Raw genomic sequence first — 17,966 nt, forward strand, 5'->3', positions numbered from 1 at the left:
CGGAGTCCTTCATGCAATTCCTTCGACGCGGCCTGTTGGCCAAGACCTTGCGCACCGCCGTCGCGGTGGGCGCCCTGACGGCCATGGGCCTGGCTTCGGCCCAGTCGGCCAAGACGGTGCGCCTGCTGGTGGGCTTCCCGGCCGGTGGCGGCACCGACGTGATCGCCCGCACGCTGGCCGACAAGCTGAAGGACGAACTGGGCGTGCCGGTGATCGTCGAGAACCGCCCCGGCGCCGGCGGCCAGGTGGCCGCGCAGGCCCTGAAGGCCGCCCCGGCCGATGGCAGCACCTTCTTCCTGACCCACGACCACACGGTGTCCATCTTGCCCCTGGTGGTGAAGAACCCGGGTTTCGACCCGGCGCGTGACTTTGTCGCGGTGGCCGGCTTTGCCACCTTCGTGAACGCGTTTGCGGTCTCCAGCGGCACGCCGGCCAAGTCGTTCAAAGACTATGTGGCGGCGGTGCAGGCGGCCGGGGGCAAGGGCAATGTGGGCGTGCCAGCCCCCGCCTCGGTGCCCGAGTTCCTGGTCAAGGTGATCGGCGAGAAAAACAAGCTCGACCTGGTGTCGGTGCCTTACCGGGGCAGTGCCCCGATGCTGGCCGACATGCTGGGCAACCAGATTGGTGCCGGTGTCGCGTCGGTGCCTGACTTCATTGAAAACCACCGCGCAGGCAAGCTGCGCGTGGTGGCCGTGCTGGGCGACAAGCGCCAAGCCGCGCTGCCCGATGTGCCCACCTTGGCCGAGCTGGGCCTGGCAGGCTTCGAGGACGTGCCGTTCTACGGCATCTTCGCGCCGGCGGGCACCACCAAGGCCACCATCGACCAGTTCTCTGCGGCGCTGGCCAAGGTGCTGGCCGTGCCCGAAGTGCATGACCGCCTGACCAACATGGGCCTGACCGTGGGCTTCAGCAGCGCGCAGCAACTGGCCGCGCGCGAACACAGCTACGCCCAGACCTGGGCCCGCATCATCAAGTCCAGCGGCTTCCAGCCGCAGTGAGTGGACCCCCGGGGGCGCTTGGCGCCCCTCATCATGGATTCCGGGCTGATTCAGACAGCCCAGCAAGGCAGGTAGACACATGGCAGGACTCAAACCCGGCGCCCCCACCCCCACCGCCCTCACGGTGCATGGTCAGTCGCGGGTGCTCGAGGTCGCGTTTTCAGACGGGGCGGTGTTTCGCCTGCCCTTTGAATTGATGCGCGTGCTGTCGCCGTCGGCCGAAGTGCAAGGCCATGGCCCGGGCCAGGAAACCCTGCAGACTGGCAAGCGCGACGTGACCCTGCTGGGCCTGGAACCGGTGGGCCACTACGCCGTCAAGCCCACCTTCAGCGACGGGCACGACAGCGGCATCTTCACCTGGGACTACCTCTACACCCTGGGCGCCGAACAAGACCGCCTGTGGGCTGACTACGAGGCGCGCCTGCAGGCTGCTGGCCGCCAGCGCGACGATCCCATGCCGGTCAAGGGCGGCCACGGCTGCGCCAGCCACTGAGCCTGGCCGTACCAGGCCCGGTCATTTTTCAATTCAGACACAGCACCCCCATGAGCACCACACATTTTGGTTTCCAGTCGGTGGACGAGAAGGACAAGGCGCGCCGGGTGCGCGGCGTGTTCGATTCGGTCGCATCGCGTTACGACGTCATGAACGACCTGATGTCCCTCGGCCTGCACCGGGCCTGGAAGGCCTACACCGTGATGGTCGCCAACCTCAAAGAGGGCGACCAGGTGCTGGACATCGCGGGCGGCACGGGCGACCTGTCGCTGGCGTTCGCCAAGAAGGTCGGGCGCACCGGCCGTGTGGTGCACACCGACATCAACGAGGCCATGCTCAGCACCGGCCGCGACCGCCTGCTCAACGCGGGCGTGGTGCTGCCCACCCTGGTGTGTGACGCCGAAAAGCTGCCCTTCCCGGACCAGCACTTTGACTTGGTCAGCGTGGCGTTTGGTTTGCGCAACATGACCCACAAGGATGTGGCCCTGCGCGAGATGAACCGCGTCCTCAAGCCCGGCGGCAAGCTGCTGGTGCTGGAGTTCTCCAAGGTCGCAGCGCCCTTGAGCAAACCCTACGACTGGTACTCCTTCAAGGTCCTGCCCCAGTTGGGCCAACTGGTGGCGGGGGACGCCGACAGCTACCGCTACCTGGCCGAATCGATCCGCATGCACCCCAGCCAGGAGGAGCTCAAGGCCCTCATGAAGCAGTGCGGATTCGGCCATGTGGACTACCACAACCTCACAGGCGGTGTGGTGGCCCTGCATGTGGGCATCAAATGCTGAGAAACTCTGGACGTCGGTCTTGAAAGAGGGCGCTTCGGCGTCAGCTGTCAAGCCGTAGGCAAACACCCCGCTGGGGTGTCGTTCACCGAACAAGATCAACGAACAACAAGTTCAATGAACAACCGTGGGGCGCCAGTTGGTGGCGCCCGAAGATCGATCCAATGGAGATGACATGATCAAGCAATGGTCCCTGGTGCTGATGTTGGCACTGGCTTTGGTGGGCCACGAGGCCGAGGCAGCACGCCGCCTGGGCGGCGGCAAGTCGGTGGGCACCCAGTCCTCGAACGTGACCCAGCGCCAAGCCGCGCCGGCCACCCCTGCGACCCCGGGCGCACCCGCTGCGGCCCCCAACGCCACCCCGGCCACGCCGGCGGCCAACCCGGCCGCTGCCGCTGCCCCCGCCCGCCCGGCCACGCCTGCGGCGGCGGCGCCGGCCAAGCGCCCCTGGGGCGCCATGCTCGGTGGCCTGGCCGCTGGCCTGGGTCTGGCCTGGCTGGCCCACTCGCTGGGCTTTGGCGAGGCCTTCGGCCAGATGCTGATGTTCGGTCTGCTCGCCATGGTCATCATGGGCGTGGTGGGGTTTGTGTTGAGCAAGCGCCGCAGCGCCAGCCAGGCGGCCGCCGCTGGCAACAACAGCCCCTTCGCCTTCCAGGGCGCCGGCAACGCGCCCGCCTCCGCGCCGGTGCTGCGCCAGTACAGCCCCGACCATGTGGGCAACGACGCCTCGGCCCGCCCCTGGGAGCGCCAGAGCCAGTTCGACACGCCGGCTTCGGCGCCAGACGCCTCGGCCCGCCCGCACGCGGGTGGGGTGCAGATTGGCTCGGCCCTGGCGGGGGCTTCGAGCAGCTGGGCCATCCCGTCGGACTTCGACACCGTGGGCTTCCTGGACGCGGCCAAGCGCAACTTCGTCACCCTGCAAGCCGCCTGGGACCGTTCGGACCTGGGCACCCTGCGCTCGATGATGACCGATGGCATGCTCGACGAGATCCGCGTCCAGCTGACCGAGCGTGAAGCGCACCGCCCTGGCGGTCAGAACACCACCGACGTGGTCATGCTCGAAGCCCAGCTGCTGGGCATCGAGGACCTGGGCGAGGGCTACATGGCCAGCGTCGAGTTCTCCGGCATGATCCGCGAAGAGCCTTCGGCCGGCCCGAACCCGTTCCGCGAAGTCTGGAACATGACCAAGCCCAAGGACGGCCGCACCGGCTGGCTGGTGGCTGGCGTTCAAGCCCTGCAGTGAGGGCGCCGGGGTTCAGGGCCGCTCAGGCCTTGAACCCTTTTCTCCGACCTTGGGCCGAGGTCGGTGATTCACTTTCGGGGAATAATCGCCCCTATGGCCCTACCGTCCCCCCTCTCCCTTCTCGACCGCCTGTTTGACCAGGTGACCAGCACTGTTCAGCCGCCCGCCTGGGTGGTGGACGAGGCGCAGCGCCGACTGGTGTTGCTGATCAACCATGTGCTGATGCAAGAACCCGAGGCCATGGCCCGCCTGGCCCGCCAGAAGCAGCGCGTGGCGAGCGTGCGCTGGCGCCAGTTTTCCTTCAAATTCCTCATCACCCCGGCCGGTCTGCTGGACCTGGCCGAGGCCGCCACCCCGGCCGACCTGAGCCTGTCGGTGACCGAAACCTCGCCCGTGGCGCTGGCCCAAGGCGCGCTGGCCGGTCAGAAGCCGCCGGTGCACATCGAGGGTGATGTGCAACTGGCCGCCGAGATCAACTGGATTGCCGACCACGTGCGTTGGGACCTCGAAGAAGACCTGGCCCGCTGGCTGGGCGACGGCCCGGCCCACACCCTGGTGCAGGGCGTGCAGACGCTGGTGCGCGGGCTGCGCGACTTCGTGCAGCGCTTCCCGGCCACCTCCATCGTGCGTGACAAGGGCGGCGCATGAGCCGGCTGTTGCGCGGGGCCTACATCGTTTGGGTGGTTTTCCGCTTCGGGCTCGATGAGCTGGTGCTCAGCAGCCTGGGCTCACCGCGTTGGCTGCGGCTGGCGCGCATCCTGTCGATCGGCCGTGACCTTCAGGCCCCCCGCGGCCAGCGCCTGCGCGAGGCGCTCGAGCACCTGGGCCCCATTTTTGTGAAGTTCGGTCAGGTGCTGTCCACCCGGCGCGACCTGCTGCCCCCCGACATCGCCGACGAACTGGCCCACCTGCAGGACCGGGTGCCGCCGTTTGGCACCGACATCGCCATCGCGACCATCGAGCGCGCCTTCCGCCGCCCGGTGGACGAGGTGTTTGTGCAGTTCGACCGGCTGCCGGTGGCCAGTGCCTCGATCGCGCAGGTGCACTTTGGGGTGGTCCGCACCGCCAGTGGCGAGGAGCGCGAGGTCGCCATCAAGGTGCTGCGCCCGGGCATGTTGCCGGTGATCGACAAGGACCTCGCGCTGATGCGCATGATGGCGGGCTGGGTCGAAGGCCTGAGCGCCGACGGCAAGCGCCTCAAGCCGCGCGAGGTGGTGGCCGAGTTCGACAAGTACCTGCACGACGAGCTGGACCTGGTGCGCGAGGCGTCCAACGCCGCCCAACTGCGCCGCAACATGGCGGGCCTGGACCTGGTGTTGATCCCCGAGATCTTCTGGGACTTCTGCCACGCCGAAGTCATGGTGATGGAACGCATGAAGGGCGTGCCCATCAACCAGGTCGAGCGCCTGCGCGAAGCCGGTGTCGACATCGCCAAATTGGCGCGCGACGGCGTGACGCTGTTTTTCACCCAGGTGTTCCGGGACGGCTTCTTCCACGCCGACATGCACCCGGGCAACATCCAGGTCAGCCTCGAGCCCGACACCTTCGGGCGCTACATCTCGCTGGACTTCGGCATCGTCGGCACCCTGACCGAGTACGACAAGGAGTACCTGGCGCAGAACTTCACCGCCTTCTTCCGGCGCGACTACAAACGCGTGGCCGAGCTGCACATCGAAAGCGGCTGGGTGCCGCCCGAGACCCGCGTCGATGAGCTGGAGTCGGCCATCCGCGCCGTCTGCGAGCCGTATTTCGATCGCCCGCTGAAAGAGATTTCGCTGGGCATGGTGTTGATGCGCCTGTTCCAGACCTCGCGCCGCTTCCACGTCGAGATCCAGCCGCAGCTGGTGCTGTTGCAGAAAACCCTGCTCAACATCGAAGGCCTGGGCCGCCAGCTCGACCCCGAGCTGGACCTGTGGAGCACGGCCAAACCCTTCCTCGAGAAGTGGATGCTGGACCAGATCGGGCCGCAGCGCCTGTTCAAGCAGCTGCGCGACGAGTTCCCGCGCTATGCCCAGCTGCTGCCCGAGTTGCCGCGTCTGTTGGCTGAGTACCTGCAAAAGGGCGGTCAGTCGGGCGTGTCGCGGCGGGAGCTGTCGGTGTTGCTGGCCGAGCAGCGCAAAACCAACCGTTTGCTGCAGTCGCTGGTCTACGGTGGCATGGGATTTGTATTGGGTCTGCTGGCCCTGCAACTGCTGATCCGGATCCGCCTGTTCTGAGTTGGCCGACCCGCCGCGGCGGGCCGCCGGGATTTCGGGATAATCCGCCCGTCTTTTCAGGAGTTTTTCGTGCTGCTGACCCTGGTCATTGTTTATTTGCTGATCACCATCGTCATTGGCCTGTGGGCGGCCAGGCGGGTCAAGAACACGGCCGACTTTGCCATCGCCGGTCGGCACCTGCCGATGTTCATGATCGTCACCACCACCTTTGCGACCTGGTTCGGGTCGGAAACGGTGATGGGCATCCCGGCCACCTTCATCAAGGACGGCCTGGGCGGCGTGGTCGAAGACCCGTTTGGCGCCGGCTTCTGCCTGATCCTGGTGGGCCTGTTTTTCTCGGCCCGCCTCTACAAGATGTCCCTGCTGACCATCAGCGACTACTACCGCGAGCGCTACGGCCGCCTGGTGGAAATCATCTGCTCGCTGATCATCCTGCTCAGCTACCTGGGCTGGGTGGCGGCCCAGGTCACCGCTTTGGGGCTGGTGTTCAACGTGCTGTCGGAGGGCGCCATCTCGGCCCCCATGGGCATGCTGATCGGCACCGCGTCCATCCTGGCCTACACCCTGTTTGGCGGCATGTGGTCGGTGGCGGTGACCGACTTCATCCAGATGATCATCCTGGTCTGTGGCCTCTTGATCCTGGCGGTGTTCGCCGGGCAGCAGGCGGGCGGAGCGGCCCAGGTGATCGCTTACGCGCAGCAAAAAGACCTGTTCTCGTTCTGGCCGCCGATGCAGACCAAGGAGATCTTGTTCTTCATTGGTGCGGCCATCACCATGATGTTGGGCTCGATCCCGCAGCAGGACGTGTTCCAGCGCGTGATGTCGGCCAAGGATGAGAAGGCCGCCACCCGCGGCCCGGTGATCGGGGGCATTTGCTACATCCTGTTCGCTTTCGTGCCGATGTTCCTGGTCACCAGCGCGCTGATCATCATGCCCGAGACCACCGAGCAGCTGCTCTCCACGGGCCGCAAGGTGGACAGCCAGATGATCTTGCCCACGCTGGTGCGCACCCAGATGCCGTTTGTGATGCAGGTGCTGTTCTTTGGTGCCCTGCTGTCGGCCATCAAGAGCACGGCGTCGGCCACCTTGCTGGCGCCGTCGGTCACCTTTGTCGAGAACATCTGGCGCCAGTTCTTCCCGCGCCAAAGCGACCAGGAGGAGCTGCGCACCATGCGCATCACCGTGTTGGTCTTCAGCGTGTTGGTCTGCACCTACGCCATCCTGTCCAAGGACAAGCCGATCTACGAGATGGTGTCCGGCGCCTACCAGGTGACCCTGGTGGGGGCCATCGTGCCGCTGACCGCCGGGTTGTACTGGCGCCGTGCCACCACCCAAGGCGCGGTGCTGTCGATCGTGCTGGGGCTCGCGACCTGGCTGCTGTTCAACCTGACCTCGCTGGGCGAGGACTGGCCGGCCCAGTTGATGGGCTTCCTCGGGGGCATTGCGGGCATGTTGCTGGGCACCCTGGGGCCGCAGGTGTTGGCCGATCGACGCGCCCCGCACCACGCCTTGCCGGGGCTGTGACCACTTTTCCGCAGGCCCGTGGGGCAGGGCGCACCGTGCGTGGGCCTTGTGAACGGGCCGCCCGCCTATAATTGAGGGTTTTGCAACCCCATCCAAGCTCAATCAGCCATGCCAATCTACGCCTACAAATGCGAGTCCTGCGGGCACAGCAAAGACGTCTTGCAAAAAATCTCGGACGCCCCTTTGACTGACTGCCCCGCTTGCGGTGCTGCCAGCTTTCGCAAGCAAATCACCGCTGCCGGTTTCCAGCTCAAAGGATCGGGCTGGTATGTGACCGATTTCCGCGGTGGCAGCGGGGGTGCCACGGCACCCGCCGTGGGCACCGGCGCCGCGGCCGGCGCCGAGGCCAGCGCGCCGGCTTCGGCCCCCGCGTCTGACAGCGCCAGCAGCGCCTCTGCCGATGCATCGCCCACGGCATCGGCCGGTGGCTGTGGCGGCGGCTGCGCCTGCCACTGAAAGAAAGCACCCATGGCTGCCCTGCGTAAATGGCTTTTTGCCGGTCTGCTGGTCATCGTGCCCGTGGCCATCACCATCTGGGTGTTGGACTGGATCATCGGGACCCTCGACCAAACCTTGCTGATCCTGCCCGCACAATGGCGGCCGGACCAACTGCTGGGCTTCCACATCCCGGGCTTCGGCGTCTTGCTGACGCTGTTGATCCTGCTGGTGGTGGGGGCCGTGGCCAGCAACTTCCTGGGCCGCAAGCTGGTCAAGCTGGGCGACGCGATCGTCCACCGCATCCCGGTGGTGCGGTCGATCTACTCGAGCGTCAAGCAGGTCTCGGACACCCTGTTCTCCGAAAGCGGCAACGCCTTCCGCAAGGCCGTGCTGATCCAGTGGCCGCGCGATGGCGTGTGGACCGTGGCGTTCGTCACCGGTGCCCCGGGCGGTGACGTGGCGACCTACCTCAAGGACGACTACCTCAGCGTCTATGTGCCCACCACGCCCAACCCCACCGGGGGCTATTTCGTCATGTTGCGCCGCAGTGATTGCGTCGAACTCGACATGAGTGTGGACGAGGCACTCAAATACATTGTTTCTATGGGCGTGGTGGCTCCCCCGAGCCCGGTCGCTCTTTCCGATTCTCATTAACGCGCCGTTGCGGCGCTGGATGTTCTCTTATGGCTATGCGTTCACACTATTGCGGTCTCGTGACCGAAGCCCTGCTGGGCCAAACCGTCACCCTGTCGGGCTGGGTCAATCGTCGTCGTGACCACGGTGGTGTGATCTTCATCGACCTGCGCGACCGCGAAGGCTATGTGCAGGTGGTGTGCGATCCCGATCGCGCCGAGATGTTCAAGACCGCTGAAGACGTGCGCAACGAGTTCTGCGTGCAGGTCATCGGTGTGGTGCGTGCGCGCCCGAACGGCACCACCAACGACAAGCTCAAGAGCGGTCAGATCGAAGTGCTGTGCCACGAACTGAAGGTGCTCAACCCCTCTGTCACGCCGCCCTTCCAGATCGACGAAGAAAACCTCAGCGAAACCACCCGCCTGACGCACCGCGTGCTGGACCTGCGCCGCCCGTACATGCAGAACAACCTGATGCTGCGCTACCGCGTGGCCATGGAAGTGCGCAAGTTCCTGGACGCCAACGGCTTCATCGACATCGAAACCCCGATGCTGACCAAGTCGACGCCCGAAGGCGCGCGCGACTACCTGGTGCCCAGCCGCGTGCACGATGGCCAGTTCTTCGCGCTGCCGCAATCGCCCCAGCTGTTCAAGCAGTTGCTGATGGTGGCGGGCTTCGACCGCTACTACCAGATCACCAAGTGCTTCCGCGACGAAGACCTGCGCGCCGATCGCCAGCCCGAATTCACGCAGATCGATATCGAAACTTCCTTCATGGAAGAACAAGACATCCGCGACATGTTCCAGGGCATGATCAAGACCGTGTTCCAGAACACCCTGGGCGTGGACCTGGGCGAGTTCCCGGTCATGACCTACCAGGACGCGGCCTTCCGCTTCGGTTCGGACAAGCCCGACCTGCGCGTGAAGCTCGAGTTCACCGAGCTGACCGACGTGATGGCCGACGTGGACTTCAAGGTCTTCTCGACCCCCGCCACCACCAAGGGTGGCCGCGTGGTGGCCCTGCGCGTGCCGGGCGGTGCCAAGGAAGGTTCGGGCCTGTCGCGCGGTGAGATCGACAGCTACACCGAATTCGTCAAGATCTACGGCGCCAAAGGCCTGGCCTGGATCAAGGTCAACGACCTGGCCAAGGGCCGCGACGGTCTGCAAAGCCCGATCGTGAAGAACCTGCACGACAAGGCGATTGCCGAGATCCTGGCCCGCACCGGTGCCCAGGACGGTGACCTGCTGTTCTTCGGTGCCGACAAGGAAAAGATCGTCAACGACGCCATCGGTGCGCTGCGCATCAAGATCGGCCACAGCGAGTTCGGCAAGAAGACGGGCCTGTTCGAAGACCGTTGGGCACCGCTGTGGGTGGTGGACTTCCCGATGTTCGAATACGACGAAGACGGCCAGCGCTGGAACGCCGTGCACCACCCCTTCACCGCCCCCAAGGACGGTCACGAGGACTGGATGGTCACCGCGCCCGAGAAGTGCATCTCCAAGGGCTACGACATGGTGCTCAACGGCTGGGAAATGGGGGGCGGTTCGGTCCGTATCCACCGCGCCGACGTGCAACAAAAGGTCTTCGACGCGCTCAAGATCAGCCCGGAAGAAGCCCAGCAAAAGTTCGGCTTCCTGCTTGACGCACTGCAATATGGCGCGCCGCCGCACGGTGGCCTGGCCTTCGGTCTGGACCGCATCGTGACGCTGATGACCGGCGCCGAGTCGATCCGCGACGTGATCGCCTTCCCCAAGACGCAACGGGCCCAGTGCTTGTTGACCCAAGCCCCGAGCCCGGTCGACGAGAAGCAACTGCGCGAACTGCACATCCGCCTGCGCAACCCGGCTGCGGCCGCCTGAGCCAGGGCTTGAACGCCAGCGCGGGGTGCGTTGGCGGTTCACAATCAGCGGTCGTGGGCCCTCAGCCCCGGCCGCTTTTTTCATGGGGGTGGTGTGTGTCCAGTGGGCGTCCGTTCAAGATCCCGGAGTCGGTGCTGGTGGTGATCCACACACCCGACCTGCAGGTGCTGCTGATCCAGCGTGCCGATGCCGATCTGCATTGGCAGTCGGTCACGGGCAGCAAAGACACCTTGGACGAGCCGTTTGAGCTCACCGCTGCGCGCGAGGTCTGGGAGGAAACCGGCCTGGCGGTGCAGGCGCCAGGCTGCCAGTTGCGCGACTGGGGCCTCGAAAACGTCTACGACATCTGGCCCCAATGGCGCCACCGCTACGCCCCGGGCGTGGTGCGCAACCGCGAGCGCCTGTTCGGCCTGACCGTGCCCACCGCCCAGACCGTGCGCTTGAACCCGCGCGAGCATGTGGCGCAGCGCTGGTTGCCTTGGCGGGAGGCGGCCGACCAGTGCTTTTCACCTTCCAATGCCGAAGCCTGCTTGATGCTGCCGCGCTTTCTGCCCTGACACCACGGCCCGGGCGTTGTCAGCCTGGGCGGTGCCGACCTGGGTCTGTGGGGGCGGTCTGAATGCAGGCCGTGCCGCTAGCCCTTGCCCGTCTGTTGGGGGCGCAGGCGCAGCGCTGCGGCGGGGTCTTTGTCGACCGGGGGCGGCGGTGCAGCACGCTCCTTGAGTGCGTTCTGTGCCATCTCCTGGGCCCGCGCCTGGGCCGCAGCCCGGTTGCGCAGGCGCAACGTCATGCCGCCGGGCTGGCGCTCGCTGTCCTGACCCAGCACGGCCCGCGCCGGCGCGCTGCCGCAGCGCTCCCGCAGCTGGTCGATGCTGCTTTGCAGGGCGGCGGGTTCGTGGATGCGTGCCTGGTGACGCAGCAGCACCTGCTGCGACATGTCGAGCAGCTTCACATTGAGGGTGTCCGCGCTGTGCTGCAGCAGGCTGCGCACCGCCGAGGTCGGGTCGCCGGACAGGCTCAGCGCCATGGCGCGCTCGGCCATGCCGTTGATCTGTTGCAGGCATTCGCGCACGCTCTCGGCGTAGGGCGGGTGCCAGTGGCAGGCGTTGGCCATCAGCTCACTGAGCCCCCGGGTGTTGGCATAGCGCATGCCCAGCTGGCGCACCCAGGTGGCGCCTTCGGCCAGGTCGATGGAGGTGTGGGCCAACACCGCCAGCAGACCGGCCAGGTTGCTGGCGGCTTCAAAGTCAAAGTCGCTTTGCTGGGTTTCTGGGGCCATCGCCCGCACCAGCTCGACCACCTTGGCAAATTGCCGCAGCTGGATCTGCTGCAGCGTCAGCACCACGCGGGCAAAGCGCTGCAGGCGCGCGCTGTCGCCCTGGCGCTCCAGCACGCGGGCCAGGTCGGCCAGGCAGCGGTCCACGCCTTTGCGGTCGGTGTCGGCAAAGTAGGCAAAGGCCAGCAGCACGATCGATTGGTGGTCGAACAGCTTGGAGTCCAGGCCAATGATGGTGGCGCGCGACAGGGCCTTGGTCGCGGCCTCGCGCTCGCCCATGTAGAAGGCCATCATGCCGAACTTCTGCAACCGGCCCACCGAGTCGGGTGTCAGGCCACTGGCGTGGCGGTAGGTCTCCATGGCCTCGGCAAAGTTGCCGACTTCGACTTGCGCGCGGCCCAGCACATCGTAGGCATCGGCGTAGCTGGCATCGGCCCCAATCAGGCCTTGCAGTGTGGTGATGGCCCGTGTGGCCTGGCCCGACTCGACCTGCGCCCGCGCCACGCCCAGCTTGGCCCAGGGCAGGGCCCGGGCCGCGATCACCGCCTCGAACAAGGTGCGGGCTTCGTCGTGCCGCCCCAGGCGCAACAGCAGCTCGGCGCCCATGCGCGCCGCATAGAGCCAATAGGGTTGCTGGGTTTCAAAGCGTTGCAGGCACAGGCTGGCCGCCTGCTCGAAGTTCTGGGCCTCGATGGCGTCGAAGATGGGCGCCAGGTGCACCTTGCGCAAACGCGCCAGGCTGAGGCGGTCAAACAGGGCCACCGGCGTGAAGGGCTTGAGCAGGTAGCCGTCGAGCGCGGATTCGGCCGCCTCGGCCACCGAGGCGTACGAGGCCTCGGCCGTCACCATGAAAAAGATGGTCGAGAACGGCAGCAGGTGGGCGCGCCGCAGGTCGTCGAGCAGGGTCTGGCCGGACTCGTTGGTCTCGTCAAAAAATTGCTCGCACAACACGAAATCGTATGCAGTGTGTTCGAGGCGGTTGCGTGCGTCACGCACGCGGCTGCATTGCACCACTTTGCCCACGCCATAGTCGCGCAACTGGCCTGCCAGGATGCTGCGCGAGGTGGCGTTGCCGTCGATCACCAGGGCCAGGCAGTCGGCGACATCTCGGGGTGGGGCTGTGGCCATCAGAATGTCAGCACAGGCTGATCGGCAAGGGTTTCGGAGACCTCCAGTTTAGAGCCTGCTGCAGCCTTTTGATACCGATTCTTGACCTGGGCGCAGCAGGGTTCACCCACCCTGCCAGGTGCATGGGACACAATGGTCGGATGGATAAAAACGGTGTTTTTCGCGTCGCCACCTGGAACATTCACAAAGGGGTGCGGGGGGTGGGGCCGACCCGGCGTCTGGAGATCCTGGACATCGGCCATGGGGTCGAACAGCTCGATGCCGACGTGATTTGCCTGCAGGAGGTGCGCAAGCTGCACCGCCGCGAGGAGCTGCATTTCACGCGCTGGCCCGCCATGCCCCAGGCCGACTTTCTGGCCCCAGAGGGCTACGAGGCGGTGTACCGCACCAACGCCTACACCAAGCACGGCGAGCACGGCAACGCCTTGCTGTCGCGCTGGCCGGTGCTGACGCACCAACACGAGGACATGTCCGATCACCGCTTCGAGCAGCGTGGCCTGCTGCATGTCGAGATCGCGGTCAACGGCCACCCGGTGCATGTCATCGTGGTGCACCTGGGCCTGATCCCCGGCAGCCGGGTGCGCCAGACCGAGCAGTTGCGGCGCTACATCGCGCGCGAGGTCAACCCGGGCCTGCCGCTCGTGGTGGCGGGCGATTTCAACGACTGGGGCGACACGCTGCGCCGCGCCTTGCGCCATGACGGCTTGCTTGAGCTGGAGTCGGCCCGGCACCCCACCTTCCCGTCACGCCTGCCGCTGGTGCAACTGGACCACATTTACGCGCGCGGTCTGACGGCGGTGAGCGCGCAGGTGCCGCGCGGCCGGGCCTGGGCGCGCATGTCCGACCACCTGCCGCTGTTGACCGAGTTCAGGCTCTGAGATGCGCCACGGGGGGCTGGTCTACCGCGGGGGCCACGCGCTGACCTTGTTGCAGGGCGGGGCCGAGCTGTTTCCGGCGCTGGTGCAGGCGATGGACCAGGCCCGCAGCAGCATCTGGTTGGAGACCTATATTTTTGACTTCCACGGCAGCGCGCAGAGCGTCGCCCAGGCCCTGGCCCGGGCCGCCCAACGCGGCGTGCAGGTGCGCCTGGTGGTCGACGGCGTGGGCACCGGCGAGCTGCCCGAGCCCTGGCCCGCGCACCTGCGGGCGGCCGGCGTGCAGTGGCGGGTGTTCTCGCCGCTGGGACCGCTGGGCCTGCTGATCCCCAGCCGCTGGCGGCGCCTGCACCGCAAGCTCTGTGTGGTCGATGGCGAGCGCCTGTTCTGTGGCGGCATCAACATCCTCGACGATTGGCACGACCCCCTGCATGGGGCCTTGAGCGAGCCGCGGTTCGATCTCGCCGTCACGGCCACGGGCCCGGTGGTGAGCGAGGCCGCACACACCATGGCGCTGCTGTGGCGGCGCATCGAAGCGGTGCGTGCGGTGCGGGCACACCAGTGGCCGCAGGCGGTGATGGGCTGGTGGGCCAATCGCCCGGGGCCGTCGGCACTGGGCTACGAAGCCGCGTCACCGGCGCGCGCTGGCGCGCGGCCCGAGCCCGTGCGCGGCCTGCGCGCGGCGCTGGCCTTGCGCGACAACCTGCGCCACCGCAGCCACATCGAGCGCGCTTACCTGCGCGCCATCCGCACCGCGCGGCAGGAGGTGCTGATCGCCAACGCGTACTTCTTACCGGGGCGCCGGTTGCGCCGTGCCCTGGTGCTGGCGGCCCGGCGCGGGGTGCGCGTGCAGTTGCTGCTGCAGGGGCGTTACGAGAGCTTCATGCAGTTCCATGCCACGCGGCCGGTGTACCGCCAGCTGCTGGCCGCAGGGGTCGAGATCCACGAGTACGCGCCCAGTTTTCTGCATGCCAAAGTGGCGGTGGTGGACGGGCAGTGGAGCACCGTGGGCTCGTCCAACCTCGACCCCTTGAGCCTGCTGCTGGCGCGTGAAGCCAACGTGATGGTGCGCGACCACGGCTTTGCGCGGCAGTTGCGCGGGGCCTTGCTGCAGGCCATGCACCATGCGGGGCGCCAGGTCGCCCTGGACGACTTGGCCCAGCGCCCGTGGCGCCACCGTTTGCGCGACCGCGTGGCGTTTGGGTTGATGCGGCTGGCGCTGTGGTTGACGGGTTACCGGTACTGACACGCGGTCTGCGCGGCCCTCGGCAGGGTCAGCAGGATCGGCTGGGGTGGGCTGTGGTGTGGGCTTGTTGGCTGCGGCCGGTGGGGGCCTCACGGGGGCGGTTGGGCCTTTAAACCCTGCACTTTTTGGGGGCAAGGAGGGCAATACCCGGATTGGCATTCACTGTTACCATCTCCCGCTGTTTGCACCGAGTACAAGCTGAAATGAACCCAATCAACCCGGACGAGGGCACCCCCGTCTCGCTGAAAATCCGTGAGCGTCTGGCTGCTTCGCGCAAGCGGTTCAATGCCAACGACAACATCTCTGAGTTCATCCAGCCCGGTGAACTGGAGAAGCTGCTCGATGAGGTCGAGGTCAAGATGCAAGGCGTGCTGGACAGCCTCGTGATCGACACCACCAACGACCACAACACCAACAACACCGCGCGCCGCGTGGCCAAGATGTACCTCAACGAGGTCTTCCGGGGTCGCTATGTGCCGCAGCCGCCGATCACCGAGTTCCCCAACGCGGAACACCTCAACGAGCTGATGATCGTCGGCCCGATCACGGTGCGCAGCGCCTGCAGCCACCATTTCTGCCCGGTGATGGGCCGCATCTGGATTGGCGTCATGCCCAACGAACACACCAACGTGATTGGCCTGTCCAAGTACGCACGCTTGGTGGACTGGGTCATGGGCCGTCCCCAGATCCAGGAAGAAGCCGTGGTGCAACTGGCCGACCTGATCCAGGAAAAGACCCAACCCGATGGCCTGGCCATCGTCATGGAAGCCAGCCACTTCTGCATGTCCTGGCGCGGTGTGCGCGAGATGGACAGCAAGATGATCAACTCGGTGATGCGCGGTGTGTTCCTCAAGGACCCGGCGCTGCGCCGCGAGTTCCTGTCGCTGATTCCCCGCTGAAGCGGTGGCGGGCTGCGGCCTGCCAGCCCTGTTTTATTGTTTAGTTCCTGCCTTGAAGGTCTGCCATGCTTGTTCGTCTGCTCTATGCCAGCCGCGCCACCGACACCAGCCCGGAGGCCATTGACGCGATCCTTTCGCAGTCCCGCCAGCACAACCCGGGTTCGGGCATCACGGGCATCCTCTGCTACGGGGGCGGTATCTTTTTGCAGGCCATCGAGGGCGGCCGCTCGGCCGTCAACGAGCTGTACGGTCACATCCAGCGCGACAAGCGCCACCAGCAGATCGAACTGCTCGACTACGAAGAAATCTCCGAGCGCCGCTTCGGTGGCTGGACCATGGGCCAGGTCAACCTGTCCAAGCTCAACACCTCGATCCTGCTGAAGTACTCCGAGCGCCCCGAACTCGACCCCTACGCGGTGTCGGGCAAGGTGTCCCTGGCCCTGCTCGAAGAGCTGATGGCCACGGCCTCCATCATCGGCCGGGCCTGAGCGGCTCCCCCGGGGCGCCTGGGCATGCCTGGGCCCCACGGCACTGCGCCCTGATTTTCGGGGGCGAGGCAGGGTGAACACCCGCCTCGCCCTTTTGCATTGGAACGCTGTTTTTCATGTCTTTGCTTGCGTTTTCACTGGTCCTGCTGGCCGGCCTGATCCACGCTTTGTGGAACATCGCTGCCAAGAAGGCGGGCGGTGATTCGCGTTTTGCCTTCTTCACTTCGACCCTGATGATGCTGGTCTGGGCCCCGCTGGGCCTGTGGCTGGGCTGGGATGCGGTGCCGCGCTGGGGGGCCCTTGAATGGGGGCTGGTCACCCTGAGCGGCGTGTTGCATGTGGTCTATTACGTCATCTTGCTGCGCGGCTACCAGCGCGCCGATCTGACCGTGGTCTACCCCTTGGCGCGCGGCTCGGGGCCGCTGCTGTCCTCGCTGGTGGCCTTGACGCTGATGGGCGAACAGGGCTCCTGGGCGGGTGTGGGCGGCATGGTGGCGGTGGTGTCGGGGGTGTTTCTGGTGGCTGGCGGGCCCGGCCTGTGGCGGGCCTCGCACGACCCGGCCCGGCGCCAGCGCGTGCAACTGGGGGTGCTGTATGGCCTGTGCACGGGGGTCTTCATTGCCAGCTACACCGTGGTCGACGGTTACGCCGTCAAGGTGCTGCTGATGTCGCCCGTGCTGGTCGACTACATGGGCAACTTCGTGCGCATCGCCCTGCTGGCGCCCGGTGTCTGGCGCGACCGCCCGGAGGCGCTGCGCCTGTGGCGCCTGCAGTGGCGGCCGGCCTTGCTGGTGGCGACCATCAGCCCGGTGTCCTATGTGCTGGTGCTGTACGCCATGCAGACAGCACCGCTGTCGCACGTGGCGCCGGCGCGCGAGGTGTCGATGCTGTTCGCGGCCCTGATTGGCGGGCATTTGTTGGGCGAGGGCGACCGCGTGCCGCGCCTCTTGGGGGCCTTGCTGATCGCCGCAGGGGTCACTTTACTGGGCTTGGGCTGATGAGCACACACACCGATTCAAGCGACAACCTGTTGGGCTGCGATTTCAGCAGCAGCCCGACGCGACAAAAACCCATCGTGCTGGCGCTGGGCCAGCAACGCAGTGGGCGGGTGCAACTGAGCCGCCTGGTGCGCCTGGACAGCCTGGCGGACTGGGCTGACTGGTTGCGCCAGCCGCGCGACTGGGTGGGGGGCTTTGACCTGCCTTTTGGCTTGCCGCGCGAACTGGTGCAAAGCCTGGGTTGGCCCACCGATTGGGCCGCCTGCATCCACCATTACGCGGGGCTGAGCCGGGCCGAGATCCGCGAGCAGTTTGCGGCCTTCTGCAACGCGCGTCCCGTCGGGGGCAAGTTCGCCCACCGCGCCACCGATGGCCCGGCGGGCTCCAGCCCGTCGATGAAATGGGTCAATCCGCCCGTGGCCTACATGCTGCACGCCGGGGTGCCCTTGCTGTTGCAGGCGGGGGTGCAGTTGCCCGGCCTGTGGCAGCCGCCGCAGGACGCCGGGTCGACCCGCGTCGCGCTGGAGGCCTACCCCGGCTTGCTGGCGCGCGAGCTGATTGGCCACCGATCCTACAAAAGCGACGACCGCGCCAAGCAGACCCCGGAACGCCTGATTGCCCGCAAGGACTTGATCACCGCCCTGGAGAACGGCCAGACCCGCCTGGGCCTGCGGCTCAAGCTCACCCACGCGCAGCGTGACGCGCTGGTGGACGATGCGCGCGGCGACAGCCTCGATGCGGTGCTGTGCCTGGTGCAGGCCGCCTGGGCACAGCGCGCCCATGAGGCGGGGCAACCACGGTATGGTTTGCCGGCCCAGATGGACCCGCTGGAGGGGTGGATCGTGACCGCTCCGGCCAGCCCCTGAAGCCAAC

Annotated in this window: 18 protein-coding genes; 17 read left to right on the forward strand and 1 reads right to left on the reverse strand. The window is 66.6% G+C overall.

The annotated features are described in order from the left end of the window. Positions 1-11: 11 nt before the first annotated feature. The 11 genes from PSQ40_RS11765 (at position 12) to nudB (ending at position 10,740) form a co-directional block, all read left to right on the forward strand. The gene (locus tag PSQ40_RS11765) at positions 12-998 is read left to right on the forward strand and encodes a Bug family tripartite tricarboxylate transporter substrate binding protein (RefSeq protein WP_273951671.1); all 987 of its coding nucleotides are present in this window, start codon (positions 12-14) and stop codon (positions 996-998) included. 79 nt (positions 999-1,077) lie between these two features. After that, positions 1,078-1,491, forward strand: a complete 414-nt coding sequence (locus PSQ40_RS11770) for a DUF971 domain-containing protein (protein ID WP_273951672.1) — start codon at positions 1,078-1,080, stop codon at positions 1,489-1,491. 50 nt (positions 1,492-1,541) lie between these two features. Further along, positions 1,542-2,273 (forward strand): bifunctional demethylmenaquinone methyltransferase/2-methoxy-6-polyprenyl-1,4-benzoquinol methylase UbiE, encoded by a 732-nt coding sequence (ubiE, locus tag PSQ40_RS11775; RefSeq protein ID WP_273951674.1) that lies wholly within the window; start codon positions 1,542-1,544, stop codon positions 2,271-2,273. A 172-nt stretch (positions 2,274-2,445) separates the two neighbouring features. After that, entirely contained in the window at positions 2,446-3,513 is a 1,068-nt protein-coding gene (locus PSQ40_RS11780) for a Tim44 domain-containing protein (RefSeq protein ID WP_273951675.1), read from the forward strand. 93 nt (positions 3,514-3,606) lie between these two features. Beyond that, the gene (locus PSQ40_RS11785) at positions 3,607-4,161 is read left to right on the forward strand and encodes a ubiquinone biosynthesis accessory factor UbiJ (RefSeq protein WP_273951676.1); all 555 of its coding nucleotides are present in this window, start codon (positions 3,607-3,609) and stop codon (positions 4,159-4,161) included. Then, positions 4,158-5,729, forward strand: a complete 1,572-nt coding sequence (gene ubiB, locus PSQ40_RS11790; protein ID WP_273951678.1) for a ubiquinone biosynthesis regulatory protein kinase UbiB — start codon at positions 4,158-4,160, stop codon at positions 5,727-5,729. Before PSQ40_RS11785 ends, ubiB begins: the two co-directional genes overlap by 4 nt. A gap of 69 nt (positions 5,730-5,798) precedes the next feature. Beyond that, positions 5,799-7,253: a sodium:solute symporter family protein gene (locus tag PSQ40_RS11795; RefSeq protein ID WP_273951679.1), complete on the forward strand. Its 1,455-nt coding sequence runs from the start codon at positions 5,799-5,801 to the stop codon at positions 7,251-7,253. 108 nt (positions 7,254-7,361) lie between these two features. Further along, complete coding sequence (locus PSQ40_RS11800; protein WP_273951680.1) at positions 7,362-7,709, forward strand: FmdB family zinc ribbon protein; 348 nt, start codon at positions 7,362-7,364, stop codon at positions 7,707-7,709. 12 nt (positions 7,710-7,721) lie between these two features. Beyond that, positions 7,722-8,345 (forward strand): DUF502 domain-containing protein, encoded by a 624-nt coding sequence (locus tag PSQ40_RS11805; RefSeq protein ID WP_273951681.1) that lies wholly within the window; start codon positions 7,722-7,724, stop codon positions 8,343-8,345. Positions 8,346-8,374: 29 nt separating this feature from the next. Then, positions 8,375-10,183: an aspartate--tRNA ligase gene (gene aspS / locus PSQ40_RS11810; protein WP_273951682.1), complete on the forward strand. Its 1,809-nt coding sequence runs from the start codon at positions 8,375-8,377 to the stop codon at positions 10,181-10,183. Positions 10,184-10,278: 95 nt separating this feature from the next. After that, complete coding sequence (nudB, locus tag PSQ40_RS11815) at positions 10,279-10,740, forward strand: dihydroneopterin triphosphate diphosphatase (RefSeq protein WP_273951684.1); 462 nt, start codon at positions 10,279-10,281, stop codon at positions 10,738-10,740. Positions 10,741-10,817: 77 nt separating this feature from the next. Here the strand turns inward: nudB and PSQ40_RS11820 are convergent, their stop codons facing one another. Further along, the gene (locus PSQ40_RS11820) at positions 10,818-12,587 is read right to left on the reverse strand and encodes a response regulator (protein ID WP_273951685.1); all 1,770 of its coding nucleotides are present in this window, start codon (positions 12,585-12,587) and stop codon (positions 10,818-10,820) included. A gap of 140 nt (positions 12,588-12,727) precedes the next feature. Between PSQ40_RS11820 and PSQ40_RS11825 the strand changes: the two genes are divergently transcribed. From PSQ40_RS11825 to PSQ40_RS11850, 6 genes are all read left to right on the forward strand, one after another. Continuing rightward, entirely contained in the window at positions 12,728-13,465 is a 738-nt protein-coding gene (locus PSQ40_RS11825) for an endonuclease/exonuclease/phosphatase family protein (RefSeq protein ID WP_273951686.1), read from the forward strand. A gap of 1 nt (position 13,466) precedes the next feature. Continuing rightward, positions 13,467-14,708: a cardiolipin synthase ClsB gene (clsB, locus tag PSQ40_RS11830; RefSeq protein WP_273951688.1), complete on the forward strand. Its 1,242-nt coding sequence runs from the start codon at positions 13,467-13,469 to the stop codon at positions 14,706-14,708. Between the two features lie 203 nt (positions 14,709-14,911). Next, complete coding sequence (folE, locus tag PSQ40_RS11835) at positions 14,912-15,607, forward strand: GTP cyclohydrolase I (RefSeq protein ID WP_273951689.1); 696 nt, start codon at positions 14,912-14,914, stop codon at positions 15,605-15,607. 65 nt (positions 15,608-15,672) lie between these two features. After that, positions 15,673-16,095, forward strand: coding sequence for a BLUF domain-containing protein (locus PSQ40_RS11840; RefSeq protein ID WP_273951691.1), 423 nt, complete (start codon positions 15,673-15,675; stop codon positions 16,093-16,095). Between the two features lie 116 nt (positions 16,096-16,211). Then, positions 16,212-17,093, forward strand: a complete 882-nt coding sequence (locus PSQ40_RS11845; protein ID WP_273951692.1) for an EamA family transporter — start codon at positions 16,212-16,214, stop codon at positions 17,091-17,093. After that, a complete protein-coding gene (locus PSQ40_RS11850) occupies positions 17,093-17,959 on the forward strand; it encodes a DUF429 domain-containing protein (RefSeq protein WP_273951693.1) in 867 nt (288 codons plus the stop codon). The genes PSQ40_RS11845 and PSQ40_RS11850 overlap by 1 nt, the downstream gene beginning before the upstream one ends. Positions 17,960-17,966: the final 7 nt, after the last annotated feature.

Source organism: Curvibacter cyanobacteriorum (assembly GCF_028649475.1).
Classification (GTDB): Bacteria; Pseudomonadota; Gammaproteobacteria; order Burkholderiales; family Burkholderiaceae_C; genus Curvibacter; species Curvibacter cyanobacteriorum.

Coding starts and splice junctions, on each gene's coding strand:
- PSQ40_RS11765 (WP_273951671.1), top strand. CDS start 12: ATGCAATTCCTTCGACGCGGCCTGTTGGCCAAGACCTTGCGCACCGCC.
- PSQ40_RS11770 (WP_273951672.1), top strand. CDS start 1,078: ATGGCAGGACTCAAACCCGGCGCCCCCACCCCCACCGCCCTCACGGTG.
- ubiE (WP_273951674.1), top strand. CDS start 1,542: ATGAGCACCACACATTTTGGTTTCCAGTCGGTGGACGAGAAGGACAAG.
- PSQ40_RS11780 (WP_273951675.1), top strand. CDS start 2,446: ATGATCAAGCAATGGTCCCTGGTGCTGATGTTGGCACTGGCTTTGGTG.
- PSQ40_RS11785 (WP_273951676.1), top strand. CDS start 3,607: ATGGCCCTACCGTCCCCCCTCTCCCTTCTCGACCGCCTGTTTGACCAG.
- ubiB (WP_273951678.1), top strand. CDS start 4,158: ATGAGCCGGCTGTTGCGCGGGGCCTACATCGTTTGGGTGGTTTTCCGC.
- PSQ40_RS11800 (WP_273951680.1), top strand. CDS start 7,362: ATGCCAATCTACGCCTACAAATGCGAGTCCTGCGGGCACAGCAAAGAC.
- PSQ40_RS11805 (WP_273951681.1), top strand. CDS start 7,722: ATGGCTGCCCTGCGTAAATGGCTTTTTGCCGGTCTGCTGGTCATCGTG.
- aspS (WP_273951682.1), top strand. CDS start 8,375: ATGGCTATGCGTTCACACTATTGCGGTCTCGTGACCGAAGCCCTGCTG.
- PSQ40_RS11820 (WP_273951685.1), bottom strand. CDS start 12,587: ATGGCCACAGCCCCACCCCGAGATGTCGCCGACTGCCTGGCCCTGGTG.
- PSQ40_RS11825 (WP_273951686.1), top strand. CDS start 12,728: ATGGATAAAAACGGTGTTTTTCGCGTCGCCACCTGGAACATTCACAAA.
- clsB (WP_273951688.1), top strand. CDS start 13,467: ATGCGCCACGGGGGGCTGGTCTACCGCGGGGGCCACGCGCTGACCTTG.
- folE (WP_273951689.1), top strand. CDS start 14,912: ATGAACCCAATCAACCCGGACGAGGGCACCCCCGTCTCGCTGAAAATC.
- PSQ40_RS11840 (WP_273951691.1), top strand. CDS start 15,673: ATGCTTGTTCGTCTGCTCTATGCCAGCCGCGCCACCGACACCAGCCCG.
- PSQ40_RS11845 (WP_273951692.1), top strand. CDS start 16,212: ATGTCTTTGCTTGCGTTTTCACTGGTCCTGCTGGCCGGCCTGATCCAC.
- PSQ40_RS11850 (WP_273951693.1), top strand. CDS start 17,093: ATGAGCACACACACCGATTCAAGCGACAACCTGTTGGGCTGCGATTTC.